The organism is Vulcanisaeta sp. JCM 16159, assembly GCF_001316265.1.
Classification (GTDB): Archaea; Thermoproteota; Thermoprotei; order Thermoproteales; family Thermocladiaceae; genus Vulcanisaeta.
Genome location: NZ_BBDN01000007.1, coordinates 17,474 through 33,386 on the forward strand (window position 1 = coordinate 17,474; position 15,913 = coordinate 33,386).

General features: G+C 47.6%; 30 protein-coding genes and 2 pseudogenes. 14 read left to right on the forward strand and 18 right to left on the reverse strand.

Annotation, left to right across the window (positions count from 1 at the left end; genetic code table 11):
• The first annotated feature begins 165 nt into the window (after positions 1–165).
• The 3 genes and pseudogenes from JCM16159_RS07590 to JCM16159_RS07600 all read left to right on the forward strand — a co-directional run bounded on the left by JCM16159_RS07590 (position 166) and on the right by JCM16159_RS07600 (position 1,533).
• The gene (locus tag JCM16159_RS07590; protein ID WP_243666323.1) at positions 166–456 is read left to right on the forward strand and encodes a hypothetical protein; all 291 of its coding nucleotides are present in this window, start codon (positions 166–168) and stop codon (positions 454–456) included.
• A 109-nt stretch (positions 457–565) separates the two neighbouring features.
• Positions 566–955, forward strand: a complete 390-nt coding sequence (locus tag JCM16159_RS07595) for a hypothetical protein (RefSeq protein WP_054857436.1) — start codon at positions 566–568, stop codon at positions 953–955.
• 3 nt (positions 956–958) lie between these two features.
• Positions 959–1,533, forward strand: a pseudogene (locus JCM16159_RS07600) (NTP transferase domain-containing protein).
• Here JCM16159_RS07600 and JCM16159_RS07605 read toward each other — a convergent pair.
• A complete protein-coding gene (locus JCM16159_RS07605; RefSeq protein WP_054857437.1) occupies positions 1,492–1,944 on the reverse strand; it encodes a hypothetical protein in 453 nt (150 codons plus the stop codon). The pseudogene JCM16159_RS07600 and the gene JCM16159_RS07605 sit on opposite strands and share 42 nt — an antisense overlap.
• A 101-nt stretch (positions 1,945–2,045) precedes the next feature.
• On the opposite strand from JCM16159_RS07605, the gene JCM16159_RS07610 reads away from it, so the two are divergent.
• The 7 genes from JCM16159_RS07610 (at position 2,046) to JCM16159_RS07640 (ending at position 5,645) form a co-directional block, all read left to right on the forward strand.
• A complete protein-coding gene (locus JCM16159_RS07610; protein WP_243666326.1) occupies positions 2,046–2,426 on the forward strand; it encodes an aspartyl protease family protein in 381 nt (126 codons plus the stop codon).
• A 125-nt stretch (positions 2,427–2,551) separates the two neighbouring features.
• Positions 2,552–3,172, forward strand: coding sequence for a hypothetical protein (locus JCM16159_RS07615; RefSeq protein WP_054857438.1), 621 nt, complete (start codon positions 2,552–2,554; stop codon positions 3,170–3,172).
• On the forward strand, positions 3,136–3,651 hold the full coding sequence (locus tag JCM16159_RS07620; protein WP_243666327.1) for a hypothetical protein: 516 nt from the start codon (positions 3,136–3,138) through the stop codon (positions 3,649–3,651). The genes JCM16159_RS07615 and JCM16159_RS07620 overlap by 37 nt, the downstream gene beginning before the upstream one ends.
• Positions 3,648–4,049: a hypothetical protein gene (locus tag JCM16159_RS07625; protein ID WP_054857440.1), complete on the forward strand. Its 402-nt coding sequence runs from the start codon at positions 3,648–3,650 to the stop codon at positions 4,047–4,049. Before JCM16159_RS07620 ends, JCM16159_RS07625 begins: the two co-directional genes overlap by 4 nt.
• A gap of 153 nt (positions 4,050–4,202) precedes the next feature.
• Positions 4,203–4,640, forward strand: a complete 438-nt coding sequence (locus tag JCM16159_RS07630; protein WP_054857441.1) for a hypothetical protein — start codon at positions 4,203–4,205, stop codon at positions 4,638–4,640.
• 106 nt (positions 4,641–4,746) lie between these two features.
• The gene (locus JCM16159_RS07635; RefSeq protein ID WP_054857442.1) at positions 4,747–5,178 is read left to right on the forward strand and encodes a hypothetical protein; all 432 of its coding nucleotides are present in this window, start codon (positions 4,747–4,749) and stop codon (positions 5,176–5,178) included.
• A gap of 17 nt (positions 5,179–5,195) precedes the next feature.
• Positions 5,196–5,645 (forward strand): hypothetical protein, encoded by a 450-nt coding sequence (locus JCM16159_RS07640; RefSeq protein WP_054857443.1) that lies wholly within the window; start codon positions 5,196–5,198, stop codon positions 5,643–5,645.
• 15 nt (positions 5,646–5,660) lie between these two features.
• Here JCM16159_RS07640 and JCM16159_RS19050 read toward each other — a convergent pair whose 3' ends face one another.
• From JCM16159_RS19050 to JCM16159_RS19055, 10 genes are all read right to left on the reverse strand, one after another.
• Positions 5,661–5,870 carry a hypothetical protein gene (locus JCM16159_RS19050; protein WP_367834386.1) on the reverse strand — a complete coding sequence of 70 codons (210 nt, stop codon included), beginning with the start codon at positions 5,868–5,870 and terminating at the stop codon, positions 5,661–5,663.
• On the reverse strand, positions 5,845–6,615 hold the full coding sequence (locus tag JCM16159_RS07645; protein WP_367834387.1) for an ornithine cyclodeaminase family protein: 771 nt from the start codon (positions 6,613–6,615) through the stop codon (positions 5,845–5,847). The genes JCM16159_RS19050 and JCM16159_RS07645 overlap by 26 nt, the downstream gene beginning before the upstream one ends.
• Before the next feature lie 144 nt (positions 6,616–6,759).
• Positions 6,760–7,134, reverse strand: a complete 375-nt coding sequence (locus tag JCM16159_RS07650) for a hypothetical protein (RefSeq protein ID WP_243666328.1) — start codon at positions 7,132–7,134, stop codon at positions 6,760–6,762.
• Positions 7,109–7,273 carry a hypothetical protein gene (locus JCM16159_RS16110; RefSeq protein WP_243666329.1) on the reverse strand — a complete coding sequence of 55 codons (165 nt, stop codon included), beginning with the start codon at positions 7,271–7,273 and terminating at the stop codon, positions 7,109–7,111. The genes JCM16159_RS07650 and JCM16159_RS16110 overlap by 26 nt, the downstream gene beginning before the upstream one ends.
• A gap of 122 nt (positions 7,274–7,395) precedes the next feature.
• Positions 7,396–7,734 (reverse strand): hypothetical protein, encoded by a 339-nt coding sequence (locus tag JCM16159_RS07655; protein WP_054857445.1) that lies wholly within the window; start codon positions 7,732–7,734, stop codon positions 7,396–7,398.
• 2 nt (positions 7,735–7,736) lie between these two features.
• Positions 7,737–8,039, reverse strand: a complete 303-nt coding sequence (locus tag JCM16159_RS07660) for a winged helix-turn-helix domain-containing protein (RefSeq protein WP_054857446.1) — start codon at positions 8,037–8,039, stop codon at positions 7,737–7,739.
• 8 nt (positions 8,040–8,047) lie between these two features.
• On the reverse strand, positions 8,048–8,698 hold the full coding sequence (locus tag JCM16159_RS07665) for an ABC transporter permease (protein WP_243666330.1): 651 nt from the start codon (positions 8,696–8,698) through the stop codon (positions 8,048–8,050).
• 72 nt (positions 8,699–8,770) lie between these two features.
• On the reverse strand, positions 8,771–9,085 hold the full coding sequence (locus JCM16159_RS16115; RefSeq protein WP_243666331.1) for a hypothetical protein: 315 nt from the start codon (positions 9,083–9,085) through the stop codon (positions 8,771–8,773).
• Positions 9,082–9,378 (reverse strand): ATP-binding cassette domain-containing protein, encoded by a 297-nt coding sequence (locus JCM16159_RS16120; RefSeq protein WP_367834388.1) that lies wholly within the window; start codon positions 9,376–9,378, stop codon positions 9,082–9,084. Before JCM16159_RS16120 ends, JCM16159_RS16115 begins: the two co-directional genes overlap by 4 nt.
• Positions 9,378–9,614 (reverse strand): ATP-binding cassette domain-containing protein, encoded by a 237-nt coding sequence (locus JCM16159_RS19055; protein ID WP_367834389.1) that lies wholly within the window; start codon positions 9,612–9,614, stop codon positions 9,378–9,380. Before JCM16159_RS19055 ends, JCM16159_RS16120 begins: the two co-directional genes overlap by 1 nt.
• Positions 9,615–9,741: 127 nt before the next feature.
• Here JCM16159_RS19055 and JCM16159_RS07675 point away from each other — a divergent pair, with 127 nt between their 5' ends.
• Positions 9,742–10,404 (forward strand): adenosylcobinamide amidohydrolase, encoded by a 663-nt coding sequence (locus tag JCM16159_RS07675; RefSeq protein ID WP_054857447.1) that lies wholly within the window; start codon positions 9,742–9,744, stop codon positions 10,402–10,404.
• Here JCM16159_RS07675 and JCM16159_RS07680 read toward each other — a convergent pair.
• From JCM16159_RS07680 to JCM16159_RS07690, 4 genes are all read right to left on the reverse strand, one after another.
• The gene (locus JCM16159_RS07680) at positions 10,346–10,660 is read right to left on the reverse strand and encodes a zinc ribbon domain-containing protein (RefSeq protein ID WP_054857448.1); all 315 of its coding nucleotides are present in this window, start codon (positions 10,658–10,660) and stop codon (positions 10,346–10,348) included. The genes JCM16159_RS07675 and JCM16159_RS07680 overlap by 59 nt on opposite strands.
• Before the next feature lie 55 nt (positions 10,661–10,715).
• On the reverse strand, positions 10,716–11,159 hold the full coding sequence (locus JCM16159_RS07685; protein ID WP_243666332.1) for a hypothetical protein: 444 nt from the start codon (positions 11,157–11,159) through the stop codon (positions 10,716–10,718).
• A 314-nt stretch (positions 11,160–11,473) separates the two neighbouring features.
• Positions 11,474–11,725, reverse strand: coding sequence for a hypothetical protein (locus JCM16159_RS16125; protein ID WP_243666333.1), 252 nt, complete (start codon positions 11,723–11,725; stop codon positions 11,474–11,476).
• Positions 11,685–12,416, reverse strand: a complete 732-nt coding sequence (locus JCM16159_RS07690; protein ID WP_243666334.1) for a hypothetical protein — start codon at positions 12,414–12,416, stop codon at positions 11,685–11,687. Before JCM16159_RS07690 ends, JCM16159_RS16125 begins: the two co-directional genes overlap by 41 nt.
• A 240-nt stretch (positions 12,417–12,656) precedes the next feature.
• Here JCM16159_RS07690 and JCM16159_RS07695 point away from each other — a divergent pair, with 240 nt between their 5' ends.
• Both JCM16159_RS07695 and JCM16159_RS07700 read left to right on the forward strand, forming a co-directional pair.
• Positions 12,657–13,376 (forward strand): hypothetical protein, encoded by a 720-nt coding sequence (locus JCM16159_RS07695; RefSeq protein WP_054857450.1) that lies wholly within the window; start codon positions 12,657–12,659, stop codon positions 13,374–13,376.
• A complete protein-coding gene (locus JCM16159_RS07700) occupies positions 13,376–13,690 on the forward strand; it encodes a hypothetical protein (RefSeq protein ID WP_054857451.1) in 315 nt (104 codons plus the stop codon). Before JCM16159_RS07695 ends, JCM16159_RS07700 begins: the two co-directional genes overlap by 1 nt.
• Before the next feature lie 20 nt (positions 13,691–13,710).
• On the opposite strand, the gene JCM16159_RS07705 is transcribed toward JCM16159_RS07700, so the two are convergent.
• Both JCM16159_RS07705 and JCM16159_RS07710 read right to left on the reverse strand, forming a co-directional pair.
• Positions 13,711–14,010, reverse strand: coding sequence for a 2'-5' RNA ligase family protein (locus tag JCM16159_RS07705; protein WP_243666335.1), 300 nt, complete (start codon positions 14,008–14,010; stop codon positions 13,711–13,713).
• Complete coding sequence (locus JCM16159_RS07710; RefSeq protein WP_054857453.1) at positions 13,974–14,252, reverse strand: hypothetical protein; 279 nt, start codon at positions 14,250–14,252, stop codon at positions 13,974–13,976. The genes JCM16159_RS07705 and JCM16159_RS07710 overlap by 37 nt, the downstream gene beginning before the upstream one ends.
• Positions 14,253–14,377: 125 nt before the next feature.
• Here JCM16159_RS07710 and JCM16159_RS07715 point away from each other — a divergent pair.
• Positions 14,378–15,299, forward strand: a pseudogene (locus tag JCM16159_RS07715) (2-oxoacid:ferredoxin oxidoreductase subunit beta).
• Position 15,300: 1 nt separating this feature from the next.
• Here the strand turns inward: JCM16159_RS07715 and JCM16159_RS07720 are convergent.
• Positions 15,301–15,873 (reverse strand): hypothetical protein, encoded by a 573-nt coding sequence (locus JCM16159_RS07720; protein ID WP_054857454.1) that lies wholly within the window; start codon positions 15,871–15,873, stop codon positions 15,301–15,303.
• Positions 15,874–15,913: the final 40 nt, after the last annotated feature.

The following is a 15,913-nucleotide window of genomic DNA, read 5'->3' on the forward strand; positions in this document are numbered from 1 at the left end:
CCCTTAAACACGTACTCAAACATCGTTAACGAGACCAGCAGGACCCTAATAAGGGTTATGCGGAGTGTGCTGGGTATTATTCGTGCGTACAAAGTTCCAGGTAAGTCGACGATGCATTTCACGGGGAACCCCTATTTGTGGCATGCCGCATGTGTCGTGATTGGTATGGGACCAATAAGGTACATAATCACTGCCGCGGCGCTCGTCATGGCAATAGCTGTACTGGTGGTAATGGCACAGTCGCAATACGGCAATGCCCAATCCGCCATGAACACGCATAATGTAACCAACACCATGCAGGTAGTCAATTGCACGCAATATGGTGAGTTTCAGGGGGAGTTTCAATGCGGTGAGCAGGTTGGCGTTCAGGCTAATGTAACGGCTCATAACGTGACCAATGGATTACCTTATCAGTATGAGGATGAGTTTGAGTACGAGACGTCAGTGGAAGACTAATGAGTGTGTTCGTTGAAAGAACCCTTAAAAATCATCATTTTTATTTTTCTTTATATCAATTATGAGTAAACACTACGTAGTAGGTAGAGGAAAATGCCCTAAATGTGGGATGGAGGGTACGGTAATACTCAGGGTTGGCGGCTCGAGACCCTATGTCTATGTCAGGCATGGCAGGGTCTGGCACTACATAGGTACTTTGGACAGGGTTAACCTAGAATCAATAATAAGCAGGGAAGCTCGCCCAGTAACCATTAATCGGCACCCCAATACCCTTTATCTTAAGGCCATAATCATCGCCATGCTCGCGACGGTTGTCGTTATGGTTGCCATGGGCATATTTACGAAATACCTAATGCCTAATAACAATACTAACATAGATACTGAGGGTGTGGGCAACACTGCCATGGTTAATTATGGTGATTTTGATGTAAATGATGGGTTCGTAAACGTTAGTTATGGCGAAATTAATATCTGTCCTCTTATTAATGATATTGATTAAATAATGAGGATTGGTGCCATAGTACTTGCCGCAGGTGAAGGTAGGAGGTTTGGCGGTAATAAACTACTGGTCAAGATTGGTGGTGAACCAGTCATACTGAGGGTTTTGAAGGCATTAAGCGGGTTTGAGAGAGTAGTCATTGTTGGAGCCTACGCCAGCGAGTTAATGCCCTACCTATCCAATGAGATCGTTATTTACAACCCACATTACAGAGATGGAATGAGCACATCGATAAGGCTTGGCCTACGCTTCTTCCAGGACTACGACGCAGTCCTCGTGGTACTCGCGGACATGCCCCTAATAACCAACGAGGTGGTATCAAGGATAGTTGGTGCGTACCGCGATGGGTGCAGCGCTGTTGTGCCAACGCACAATGGCGTCAGGGGGAATCCAGTGCTCATCCATAGGGCCTATTCTCAGAATTAATGAGGTTAAGCGGTGATGTTGGTGCAAGGGAGATATTGAGGGGTAGGGCTGACGTGTGCGTCGTGGAGTGCGGTCCCGAGGTTCTCATCGACATAGACACAGTGAATGACCTAGCCAGGATCCTCAACATGGTCAATACCAATAGCCAGTAATAGGCTTCCAATGAACGTGATTATCGGTATTGCATTAAGCACTGCACCAACCCTAACAAGGAAACCCCGCTGTGCAGCCCTCCAGAAGAATAGAGAAATGGAGATGTCCCCAAGGAAGGCAATGCCCATACCAATTATGGAGATCAAGTAAGACATCGAGATTACATGCGTTAATAATATTATTAATGACCCAAGCATTAACAAGGCAGCGCCAATAGACCCAACACCTGATGAGAGGGAATACTCATTGAAGCCCAGGTACATCATTATTGACGATAATAAGTAAGTCAGCATTATAGGCAGAATGAAAATAAGGCCAAAGTACCTCGGGCATAGGATGAGCATGAAGTACAGAAACTCAGCTATGAACTCCAGAATAAGCCCAAACCTAATAGGTACACGGTTAAGCATGGTAATAATTAAACGCGCCAGTTTAAAAGGCATAGGGAATAGAAACAGCCAAAGAGAGCAAGGACGTGAAGGTTTATATTCGGCATTCTCAACCATGTAATGTGGATCACGTTTACGTCGATGTAACAATCAAGGGCCAGGCAAGCTCAAGAACGCTCAAGATGCTCGTAGACACAGGCTCAACATACATAGTCCTGGACCCAGACACGGCTAAGGAACTCGGCCTAATTGAAACCCCATACACCGTGGAGTTAACAATGGCCAATGGCACTAGGGAGAGGGCCAGGGTATATATCGGCGAGGCCGAGGCCAAGGGAAGGAGGGGGCCGGTAATAATCGCCGCCCTAAGAACACCAACACCACTACTTAGCATGTACGCCCTAGAATCACTTGGGTTTAAGGTAAATCCAAGGACTGGAGAGCTCGAGAAAATAGGGCCGGAGGGAGCTACCTGGTTTAATTCGCTAAACGCCCCTGCCTAATGCACACTTACCAGCTAAGACGCCAAGCATTAGTAAAGCCTGATCAGGGTTAATCATCAATACTGCTTAACTCACTTTCTCTGAACACCCGAAGTAAAAAAAATCTGTTGGATGAAAAAAACTTGATGAGTATGGGTTTGAGATTGGGGTGGTTGGTCATAACTGTGCTCGTCATCGCTGTACTTGCCTCTGTTCTTGGTGTCTATGCCTACGTGGTTTTCAACACTGTTGTTGAGGATCCAACCTTCAACGTTACTGCAAGGTACGTGCCTAGCCTATTGTCGGGACCTAGCTTCGTGGTTCACATATATAATGAGAGCGGCCAGCCAGTGATTACCTGCCTCAGCGTTTATGGGCTGATGCCCAACGGCTCAATAGGTCCCATAGACTTCAGGTGTGGTAGGGGTTCCGTGAGCCTTAACTACACGGTAATTAGGGACTTCGCGAAGTCCTGGAGGGACTCCCTGAGGGCTATGGGCAATGACCCAGACATTGCCGAGCCAGGCCTAATAATGCTTGGGGTGGTTGTCTATAGCAACGGAATTAGGTCATTCATTAAGGGCGTGCCAATAAACACAACCCTGATAACCAGGAGTTACTCGGTGGATTTGAGCATTAGGTTAAACACCACCGAGCTACCGATTATCCCGAGGAACGAGCTTACAAAACTAACCAGCACCGCATCAATGAGCCTCAGTACCACGCGCCAGTGGCGATGCAGACCTGGCCGCCAAGTGAAATACTGAGCTCATGCTTCACAGACCCATACACGGGTGTCACTGCATGCTTCATCTGGGAGCTTGATAAAGTATTTTACAGCGCCACGTTCACCGGAGTACCCACGGCAATGCTCTACGTGACCGGCAACGTATATAAGGTGAACGGGTTACTTCATGAGCATATTGAGGCCCAGGAATCATCGGGCATTTACGTGAACTTCGCGGGCGGTGCTGAGGTTGATGTTAAGAGCGGTTCCTCAATATCCACGAACTATGAGGCCGACATTTACACATTCACGCTAAGGAAGAGCTACGTATACCTAGACTACGTAATGTATGTATACCCCTCATCACCATCAATATACGCAATTGGCTTTGTGGGTAATTATACGATTGCGAGGTACAAGCTTTACTACTGTGTTTTCTCCATCATACCTTATTGCTATTATGCTAATGAGAACGCAACTATGGCGATTGCCGTCCCCATACTGAGGAATAACGCATGATTAGGTGGAATTATAATGATACGAACCCAAGCGATGGCTACGGTCTCGACCCAATATTCAACGTGGTTGCTAGGAACTGGAAACCATCATCCACAGCAACAAGCACATCAGGTATTTCGTATTACTCTTATAACATGGTTCGTGAGGTCAACGGCATAGACCTACTCGCGGCCGCAATACCACTGCTGAAGTCCGTACCCGTGAGCCCGTACATAGCCGCATCTATCGGTCTTTCATCAGAGAACCAGCAACTAACAATAACGGATGTTACGGTTATGCTTAAGAATCCAAACACAGGCACGATCTATGCTAATTACTACTACACACCGATAAAGTACCAATGGGGCTCAGGCAATTACTACATACCAGCCACGTACATATACGCATCAATAAGCTAACAACAGGACTAAAGGCAATTAAAACCAAAATCCTCGCGTTTCAGCTTTAAAATAACCCTTTAAAGGACTTGAGTAAGAAACCCGTAGTTGGGAGACATAATGCACATGGACTTGAAACTCAAGCCATAGGCCTTAACCCTATTAATACTTACCTTGTCAATATCAATATTCCTCCTCATTAATCAGTACATACCCATACTCAGGCATAGCCAATCCTCTAGGTACCAATCAACCTACCTCTCACTGCCACCAAGCATTCACATCTTTGTGGTAGGTCCTCAATCATTAATTAACAACCTAACAGAACTGGGAGTGCCATCAAGCGCGATCAATCTCATTAGTCCCAACAAACTATCCTCTACGCCTAATGGTTCGATTACAATAATTGACTGGAACTATGCAAATAAGACACTACACATGAACTATAATGAACTGGCAAGGACACTAGAGACCCCAATGGGTAAGAACGACCTAGTGATAATCGTCAACGAAAACCCAAGTGAAACACTCATGCTAGAGGAAACCATGGCAGTAGCCTGGGGGCAACCAATACCACAGCAAGGTCATTGGGTTCCCGGTCTTCTCAACTAACGAATCATCGTACATAATAGGCTTTGGCAATGCAGGCTTAACAATCACTGTCGTACCAATTAGTCAGGCACAGCAATTAAAATGGTCGATAGAACACTGGTATGATATGATACATAAGATACCAGTAACCGCCACCATGAACTTCGACCCTACTAGTTTAGATCCATGTGAATATATACAGAATAACTATGGTGGACAACTTAATGGACAGTACGGCTGGTTCTTCGGCACAGGTCTTCAATATATAAATGCGTACTATAATGGGCTACAGTCCTTGTACCAATTTGATTACTGTATCGTAGTTACCAATTCCATGACCACGGGAACCACGCCTCAGATCCCCGTTACATACCTCGGGTTCATGAATTACGCACCAAGCTTCAGCGGTGGTTCCATTGCCTATTACAGGGCCGGCATTAACATGACCACTGCGTGGAACGATTATTACAGCGTACTCAACGGCATCAACTCATACATGGGTTACGTAGGTGGTACAGGCATACAGCCAGGCACGATAACCTGCCACCCGGTATACTGAGTTATATCAGCATATCAGTGCCCCTACCACTAGGGATCACCGTCAATTTCCAGTTCCAATCAACGGCATCTAGTACAAGCACAACCGATAGGAACTTCATAACAGACACTCAGTGGACCCCCACGGTAGCACTCAACAACCTAGTTTGGTGGTTCGCATTCCTCAACCAATGGACCTGCCTACCACAATCAACAAGCGCCTGGGCGTGGTACCCAGTTGGCTTTGAGGATGATGGTGACGTATGGACACTAGTCCAGGGTGCCAATAAACTCAATACGGCGGTCTCGCCGGTCTATTGGGAGAGAGGTGTCGTGTGCTACGGTTCCTATGAGAACGCGTTCAGCAGTGTCGTTTACTTCGTACTCGAGTACCAACCGGGCACGCCCTGGACGGTCAAGGAGTTATCGATTAATTACCCCTCAGGTGGCACATACAATGTGATATACGGCACTAGCAAGTGCCCATAAGCCACATAACCACTCCTACCTAAAGACACCCCTAAACTCAACCTCAACGCCCCTCCTCTCCCTAACAGCCCTGTCATAAATCAACTTAGCAAGCACTAAATCCTCAACCGCAATGCCAAGGGATTTAAAGATGGTTACCGAGTCATCACCCTGCCTACCCCTAACCCTACCAACCACAACGTCGGCCAGCGGAACAACCCTAGACCAAACGGCATCGCCAGCCATTATCAAGTCCCCAGCTCCTCCCTGGCCTGACCCACATCATCAACCGCAATGACATCGGCCTAAGCACCGCGTCAGGCGCCAACTCAGCCCTATTAGCCCAATTACTACCAATGGCATTAATGTGCATCCCAGGCGCTATGTGGTTGCTGCGTATGAATGGGTCCCTCGAGTTCGTCGCCGTGACCAAAACATCAACGCCCTTGCAAACCTCGCCATAATCACCAGCAACCACCGCATCAAAGCCCCTGGACCTAATAAAACTGGCGAACTCCTCGGCATGCCCGCGAGTCCTACTAAAGACCTTAACCAACCTAAGGTTCAAGACCCTACTCAACGCCTCAAACTGAGCCCTGGCCTGAACGCCAGCACCAACAATACCCAACACCGACGAGTCCCTCCTGGCCATGTACTTGGTGGCCACGGCACTGGCAGCCCCAGTCCTAAGCTGACCAAGCCTATCAGCCTCAATGACCGCCAACAACTCACCACTATCAAGACTAAACAAAACAACCACAAACCTAGTACCATACCTAGTACTCAGGTAAGTCTTTAGACCGGCTACTTTATAGTCACCGAGGACAATTCCCTGGAGCACATGGAGCACGGCACCGCTTGCAATTGCCCTACGCCTAGGCAGGTTAACCGCACCACCACTACCCAACAACCTAAAGCCATCCTCCACAGCCCTAATGGCATCATCAAACGAAACCAACTCATCAACCTCAAATTCTCTGATCAAGAGCACAGAGCATTAATGGCAAAACCCCTTTAAAGAAGTGCCCCGGCAACAAAACCAAGTGAAGAGGTCAGAGTTAGCTGAGGAAGTGATGAACCATTCATGAACAGATAACGCCTAGAAAACTATGTTTAACCTCGCGCCCCTTCAGACCTACTTCCTACTTACGCTCTTTATGTCCGTGTTCACGGCCCTGTAAAACTCCTCATAAACAAGCCTATTTATGTCGCAGTTCACAAACTCACCACGCCTAGCAACGACCTCATCGGCATCCGTATTAACCATGGTGACCTCCTCACCCTCAACACGCCCAATATCGCAATTAACAACCCTAACATGCCTACCAATCACCCTCTTTGCATCCACATTTATTAACGTCACATCCTCGCCCTCAACCGCCTCAAGACTTGCATCCTGAACCTTAACGCGCTTACCCTTAATCACCCTAACCTCCTCAGGTGGTCTCACCAGGTCTATCTGATCGCCCTCAACCACATTACCCTCAATCACGACTCGCCTCGTCTTCACCCTTCCTGATGAACCTTAATTCCGTGACCCTCCTATCCAGGTCTATCGATATTAAACCAAGCCTTATCCTCCTCGGTTTAAGGCCTGCCCTAGTCCTATTAACGAAGTACTCGTAGTACCTATCGAACTTCTCAGCCATTACTCCACCCTCAGCATGTCCCTAATCTCGCTGAGCAGCTGCTTCATCTCCCTAATCCTCTCCATTATCATCCTCATGACCTCCTCATCACTAACATCGGAATACTTTAACTCACTCATACCTCATACCTCACCACTAACCCTCCTCAACTCATCCCTAATATCCCTAAGCACCGTATTAACCTCATCAAGCTCCTCCAACAAACTCCTTATGAACGCCTTATAGACATTCAATTGATTATTCATGGCCCTCAACTGCCCATCAACATTATCGAGTATGGGCACGAAGGAAAGTATGGCCAACACGGCGCCCCAGAATATGGCGAAGACGCTAATTACAGTTGCGGCCACAAGGAATGGCCATGTACCGACTTTAAACGCCATGTAGAACACGGCTATTGGAACGCCTGTACCCATTACCAAGCCTGCTAATAGCATCACGGATATTGACGCATACGGCATCCTCAGCCCAGGGACTCCGCCAACCGCTCCAGCAACTGCCTGTCTATGACTAGCCTGAAGTCCCTCACCCTGTAAACCTTCCTCAGGTGGGGCCTTGGCTTCTCCTCCACCACGTAGGACCCCTCTATTAAGCCAGCCTCCTCCAGGATTTTTAAGTGCATGTGGGCTAAGGCGTAGGGTATGTGGAGTCTCTGAGCTATGTCCTGTATGAAGGTTGGCTCCAGGGCCAGCATGAGCAGTATCCTCACCCTCAATGGATTCGCCAAGGCCCTCCCAACCTTTACTAAATCCTCCGGAGACTCCACTTTTAAAATCAGCCATTCACCTCACCCCTAACTATAGCATACCTAACTATTAAAATTGACGCCAAGGAATAAACAAATATACCTGCCAAGCCCACCAACAACTCATTTAAATTCAGGCTCAGCGAACCATCAATGGCTAAAGCCATGTATGTTGTCGGGAGGGCTAGACTGGCGTACCTCAACACCGGAGGTAAAACAGTGATTGGGTAATAAACCGGGGCTAAAAGCAATAGGGGCCATGGGACTACCTGAGAGACTTGGTTAACAACCCTATAGTTCCTAATCCCAATACCCAGGGCATAGCCCAGTAGGGCTGATGCTAAGGATATGGCGATGGCCACCACTATGGTTAGGACGATTTCGATAATCCCGTAGGACTCACCAACTATGAATATTGCCAGTACCAGTAAGGCTACTACTGAAGGTATGCTGAGGAACATTAATTGTAGTATATAGCCCAGGGCTATATCCCAGTGGTCAGCCCCATTGGCGAACATTAGGCTGTATATAGTCTCCCTCTTGAACGATGAGATGTCCTGGGCTGTCGCTACGAAGGGTATTACGAAGCTTGTATTAACCACGGTACCGATTATGAAGTAACCCATGTAGGCTGGGTTACCCACTATCCTGAGTAGGACTAGCCACAGTATGGGGAACATCAGGGTAAAGCCCAGGCTGCGTAGATCCAGTTCCTACTACTTAGGACCATGTACTTAGCCACGGTGTAGACGTTACTCAGCCTCATGGTTCAACACCTCCATGAAGACATCCTCCAAGGAAGGCTCCCTAACCTCAAACCTAACCCTCCTCCTAACCAGGTCATTAATCACATTAACTGCCTCATCCCAAGTCACCCTAATTGGCTTGTCACTATCATCGCTCCTAACCTCAACCCACGGCAATCTCCTCCTCAACTCACCTGGAGAACCCTCCATGAGTATCCTCCTATTCATAAGATAAACCCTATCACTAAGCTCCTCAGCCTCATGAAGGTAGTGCGTAGTTAGTATAACCGCGGATCCACCATCCCTAGCACCCCTAATCACATCCCAAATCCTCCTCCTATTCTGCGCTCAATACCAACCGTCGGCTCATCAAGGATTATCAACCTAGGCCTACAGGCAATTGCCGAAGCCACAAGAACTAGCCTCTTCATGCCTCCCGACAACTCATCAATGAGGCTATTCCTATAATCCCCAAGCCCAACAACATCAATAGCCTCATCAACGCACTGCCTAACCCTGCCCCTAGGCACACCCCTAAGCCTAACAAGCATCTCCACATGCTCCACAACCCTAAGCAAACTAAACGGCACAGCCTCCTGAGGAACAACACTCATCACACCACTTTCCCTGGCCTTCCCAGGCTCATACCCATTACAGAAATCTTACCCCTATCCGGTCTCAACTCACCATAGACCTGCCTAAGCAACGTAGTCTTACCAGCACCATTAGGACCAAGCACCGAAACAACCTCACCATAACCAACACGCATATTAACATCCTCATTAACAACTAACGAACCAAAGGACTTCCACAAACCCTCAACCCAAACTACAGCATCGCCCGAGTTCATTATCAAATAAAAATTATACTGAAATATTTTTAAATTTTACTGAACCGCGAAAGTAGCACCCAACGCAAACAGCCACACAGCAACAACACAAACAAATTAATTCACCAAAGACAACTACCCAAACAACATGATAAGCAATGTGAAGCACTTAAGTGGAAACATAATAATCATGCTAAGCCAGAAAGCCACAGCCCTGGCAAGCACGGTAGACGGAGGACTAAGAAGCGGCATCAAATACATAATACATCACCAGGTCCCAAAGAACTTCAACGAGGAACCAACCAGAGAGATTGAAAAGACCCACAGGGAATTAGCAATAAGAGGCGAAGAGGCAATAACCTTCCTAACAGCCACCGAGTTGCCAAGAAACCACGCAATACACAGGGAAACCACGAACGACGTGGAGGTCGAGGTATCAATAACTCTCGGATTAACGAATTCGTATAGAATAAGCAAAGGCCACATAGAGTCCAGGGAAATTGGCGAGTCGACAATAAACATGGCAATAATCGTAAACAAACCATTGACAATACAGGCAATGATAGATGCAATAACACTCGCAGCCCAGACAAAGGCACTAACACTAGCCGAGCTAACCGGTAACGGGATGCACGGAACAACCACAGACGCAATAGCAATACTAACGCCAACAAACGGCGATAAAGAACCCTATGCAGGGCCAGCAACAGCGATAGGCAAAGCCGTGGTCCACGCAATACACAACACACTAATTAAGGCGTATGAAGCATATACAGGCAGGGCGCATGAGGGATTAAACAAAAGAACTTAACCCGGCGGTGGGCCGGTCCCGAGGCTCTCGGGCCACCCCTGATCACGCCCTCCCTGACGCACTTCATTAGTATTAAGAAGCCACGTAGTGCTATATTTATGGCGCCAATGACATCCCTATCACCCTCAAAGCCGCAGTAATTACACGTCACCTTACCCCTAGCCCTACCCAGGTAATTACCGCACCTTGGGCACACACTACTGGTGTACTCAGGCTCAACAAGTATTACAGGTATTGAATCCCTAATAGGCATCATCACCTCGCCTTATAACTTATCCAGAACCAGGAAACCTCAACAGCAGAGCACTTACTCACAACTTCGCCAAACCTATTAACCATAAATTCCCAAACCGCCCTAGCCCTGGCAAGGCCACGCTTATGCCCACTAAACCGCCTAAGGTCCTCAAACGCCAAGCCAACCAATGCATTATGAACCTTTGAACACTGTGGGCAGCCCTAACCACGGCGCTCAATGCCTTACTAATTACGCTGCTTGTCAATTCATTGCCTCTATATCTATCAACTCCGGGATAATTAACCTCAACCACGTATGCCCTAGTCATGGCATCATACATACCCAACGGCACTAACGAAACACCATTCTGCCTAGCATATATCACGGCCAAATCACTAAGCAACTTAGCCCATTTGCCAACAAAAGCCATAACTGAATGCCTAACACCAACATCGATGCCCACCATGGTCACGTCCACGGCAGGTACACGCCCGTCCCTGCTTTTCCCATATTTACCCATACCCGTCACCCGAACACCCGCAGGGCGGGATTGCGGGAGAGACCCATAGTACCGCCCCTCGTTGTTAGACCATGGCGGGGCGGCCCACCCCGCGGTGTTCGGGTGACGGGCGTTTTTTGATCAGCCTTTTCTTTCAGTCACCAGTCATTTCATGGGAATTCATCATGGTGCTTCTCAAGATATCCGAGGACCAAGCCATCGGCTCGGTCTCTTGGTATCCATCATATTCCCCTTCCTCCTTCCCCTGGTTGGGGAATTGAAAAGAGGAAGGGGATTTTAACGGGTTTGCCTGCAGTGGACGTGACCGTGATGAGCTAGGTTTTTGTTTCGTTGAGTAGTTTGTTGCGTAGTTCTCTTGTTTCGTTTATTTTTATTTTCAATTCCTCATTAATACCCATGTAAAGCGCCTCGCCTGGCTTTATTCTGCTTAGTATATCTCTTAGTCTTGATGATGATTTGGCAGGGCCGCTGTGGCTTGTTATTATTGTTGGTGTGTTTAGGTCCTCGATGCTTAACTTACCGATGCTATGTAGTATTATCCATGTGTTTGTAATCCCTCTCGTCATTCTGATAATCCTTAGTAGTGCGTCCTCCCTTATGTAGTATTGTTATGTCGTCTAGTATTAATAGGTTGTTGGTTCCTTGTTGGCACATGCTGTTGATTATTAGCGCCGTTGTTATGTATGTTCCCTTAATGTCCTTACCAATAAGTATTGTGGTTACCTTGCTAACTTCACCATTAAGGTCTTGGTCGGTCACGATATCGCGCAGCGGCATCATTCGTCCTAGGAGCCATAGTGCGTGGACGTTGCGTGGGTTCCTACTGAGGTATCTTAGGTACTTAATGTAGTTATTATAGGTTTTATACCTATAAGCCATGGATACCAACAGTGATATTCCTAGCCTGGCACTCAACTCCTCATATAAGTCGAGTATTAGGAATAGGTTATCGCGTATGCATTTCCAGGGTATTAGTGGCTTCATGACAGCTCCAAGCACATCACTTGGTTTATGCGTTACGTATGTAATGGATGAACCCATTAACCTAAGTCTCATTAAGCCCAGTGTGGTGACTATGGTCGTCTTGCCCGAACCTGGCGGTCCAATCACTATTAACGGTTTATCGCCTAAATCAATCAATATCCTGGCCAACTTTTTATCAATACTCATCTCCCGGCCTGGGACTGACCCACTGCCTAAATCGCCTACGAGGATTTCCCCAGGGCTTAACCCTGAGGGATTTCCCTCGCGGTTCATGTACCGGCATTAATCATGGCAAACCTACATGTCTAAATCACCGTGGTTACAAATCTTGATTTTTATTCTTTAAGTGATGTTTACCGTCACTTTTTCGGTACGCCAAACCTGGTGTATTAATGATGACCTTTTGCTGTGAACTATTATTGCGCCTTTTTGGTGCATTTTCCGCGCACGGTATTTTTGCACGTGCGCGCACGATTTGTTACGCTTAAATTACTCCTTTCCTCTGTGTTTACTATGGAGTCGGGGCTCGTTGGTTCGGAGAGTGGTCAGTATGTAGAGTTTGTCCTGCCCTATCTTAGTTCTTACAAGCCGTTTATCGCGATTTATGAAGTCAAAGGTGTCAGGGTTGTTGAGGGTGGTAATGTTGTTAGGGCTCAGGTGGTGGGCGGTGATTATGCCGTTGTTAAGGGTTACTTCGTTAGTTCTAGGCCGTACATCGTGGATGTCAGTGTTAATGGTGATGGCGCCAGGTTCCTGCCCGCCTTATTTAATCAATTGATTGGTAGGGTGTCTCCTGGTAATGGTGGTAGTGTTGTGCTGTATATCCTTGAGTTTAGGGTTCCTAATGACGTGGGTATATCCGTGAAGTTTCATAGGGAGGTTAGGAGGTGCTTTGCGAAGTATGGCAATGCGTGGATTGGCCGTGAGGTGTGCTTTAACGTGGATGGGTGGAGGGAGGTATTTTCGAGGTATGGCAATGCCTTCATTCGTGTTTACCCAATACACGTGAGCGTCAATGATGCCCTGCGCATCGTGGATTCGATAATTAATTCGATAAGGGCTAGGATAGATTACCTAAGTGAGGACTTGAGGTATGAGTTGAGGGCTTACCGAAGGGCTAGACTTAGGAACTTGATCGCGGAATTCAATGAGTTGTTGAGGGGTTGGGAATCATTTAGGGCCTCCCTGGTGAATAATCATGCAGTTGGTCGGGGGCCGATAACTGTAATCTAGTGATTAGGGAATACCGCGTGGACGAGGTTGAGGGTAGCAATACTTCGTTATTTGTTGATTTATCCATGGCCGACTACGTGGAGTTGGTGATTAGGGATCTTGTGAGTGGTGTCTTTATTCACTACCCGTATAAGGTTATTTATACGCGTGATGGGGACTTATTACTCATTAGGACTGAGAGTTATGGTGATAATAAATTGAGGAGGCATAAGTCCAGTGTTTGTCCCTTCAGGGACTGCCGTTATTTATTGGGTCCGCTGGCCATACGCGCCTTGTGGTTAGGGTTGTGGGGTTTCGCGGTGCTGACCCTGTGATTAGGTTTTCGTGACTCGACTTAAAATTGGCATTGCAATTCGTGCCTTGACAACTCTCTGTAGTTGTTTTCCTTCGCCAGTATTAAGGAAACGTTGCTTATTAATAGTGGTTTGCCCTGAAGTTCCTTCTCGATACCAATCTCGTGGGCCATTTCGAGTATGCTCTGCGGGTCTGGCTTCTTCGATCTTATGTAGGCAATCGTTATGTGCGGCCTAAACTCGCCTGAGTACTTATCGCTAATTGATACGCCTGAATCCCTTAGTATGCTCATTATCGTGGACCTCAACCTACCCAACTGCTCATTATTAATAACCTCCACCGCCAGTACCTGGGTCTCAGGGTATTCGGCAATAGTACTAACTGCCCAAGCCTAACCCTGAAGCAGGGTATTGAGCCTATGCTTATTCCGATTTTATCGTCTACCTCCTGGCTCGGCCTTTGCTCACCGATGTACGTAATGGTCACATGCAGGTTTTCCCTCTCCACGGGTATTACGGGCAGTGTCTTAATCAATGGTGTTATGTTCAATTCCTTGATGAAAATGCCGTAGAAGTAACCCACGGGTTCCCAAGGCCTGCCTCAGTAAAAATGCTTTTGCAGTAATAGGCGGGATAGCTTTATAAAGTGGTTCATTTGACATTTGTACCGTGTCTAACACCGTCAAGATCACGGTCAAGAGGACGCCGATGGACTACGTTGAGAAGAGGCGTCGACCGGATTGGTGCCCTGGCTGTGGTGATTATGGAATACTCCAGGCCCTTTACCAAGCCCTTGCTGACCTGAACCTTGATCCGCGCAGTGTCTTCCTGGTCTCCGGGATTGGTTGTTCTGCCAAGCAATACACTACGTTAATGCCAATGGAGCTCATACACTCCATGGTAGGCCCATACCATACGCGACCGGCATTAAGTTGGCTAATCCGAACCTCGAGGTTATTGTTATTGGTGGTGATGGCGATTTGATGGGTATTGGCGCTGAGCACCTCGTGCATGCCGGTAGGCGTAATGTGGATTTGACGGTCCTAATGTTCGATAATGGCGTCTACGGCCTGACTAAGGGCCAGGCGAGCCCAACGCTTAGGAGGGGTGTTAAGACAAAGGCCCTTGCTAGGCCTAATATTTATGATGCGATTAACCCGGTGGTTTTGGCCCTTTCCGTGGGGTTCACGTTCGTGGCCAGGGGCTACGCCTACGATGTTAAGCACCTCGCATACCTAATTAGGGAGGCCATTAGGCATAAGGGCTCCGCATTCATTGATATACTGCAGCCGTGCCCAACGTATAACGACGTGAACACCAAGGAGTGGTATGAAGCTAGGATTTACAAGCTTGAGAATGAGCAGGGTTGGGACCCAGTGGTCAGGAGCCCAAGTGAGGAGGAGGTTACGAAGAAGCTCACGCAGGCCTTCCTTAGGGGCATGGAGTGGGGTGACAAGATACCCATTGGCATATTCTACCAGAATGAGTATGTGCCCACGTATGAGGAGAGGATCATGGAGCAAATGCCCAACTACCTAAAGGCGCCGCCAGCCCTGAGCCCACTCTATGGCCTGATGGCTCGACAATAGTTAACATCGAGGATATACTCAGGGAGAAGGAGGTTTGGTGATTCAGTACTTCCTCATTAAATCACCTATTAATTTAGTCACGGGTTCAATATCACCGTCACCCTTCACATTCGTTATGGCAGCCATTAAAATGATAAGCCTAACCAAGTGCTTCAGATCCTTGATACCACCTCTATAAACCACCTTAATTCCCTCCATCCCCAATTCGCTCGTAATCCAAACCTCTAGGTTGATGCCGTACTTCCTACCAACATCCTTAACAGCCCTGTATATGGCGTTCTGACACTTGGTAATGTTGATGGACGTTAAGGTGCTTGGTGGTTTATACAAGTCGTTCGTAACCTCAACCCTCTCGCCCACGCAATCCCTAAGTGCGGAGGTGCTTATTGGTAGGTCGGCCAACGCGAGGATTGAGCCATTGCCCAGTAGGTATATGGATATTGTCCTTGGGGTCTTGGTGAGGAGCATTGGTGAGTTTGGGGATATTATTACCGTGCCCACCGCCTTAATCACCCTGCCCAGGGCGCTGTAGGCATATACATCACTAATGCCCAATGCACTACCGTACCTATTGTGCAAGTCCAACACAAGCCCTGTGAACCTTGAGGAATCCATTAACCGAGTAAGGTTTAATGCACCGTTATTTTTAACTTAA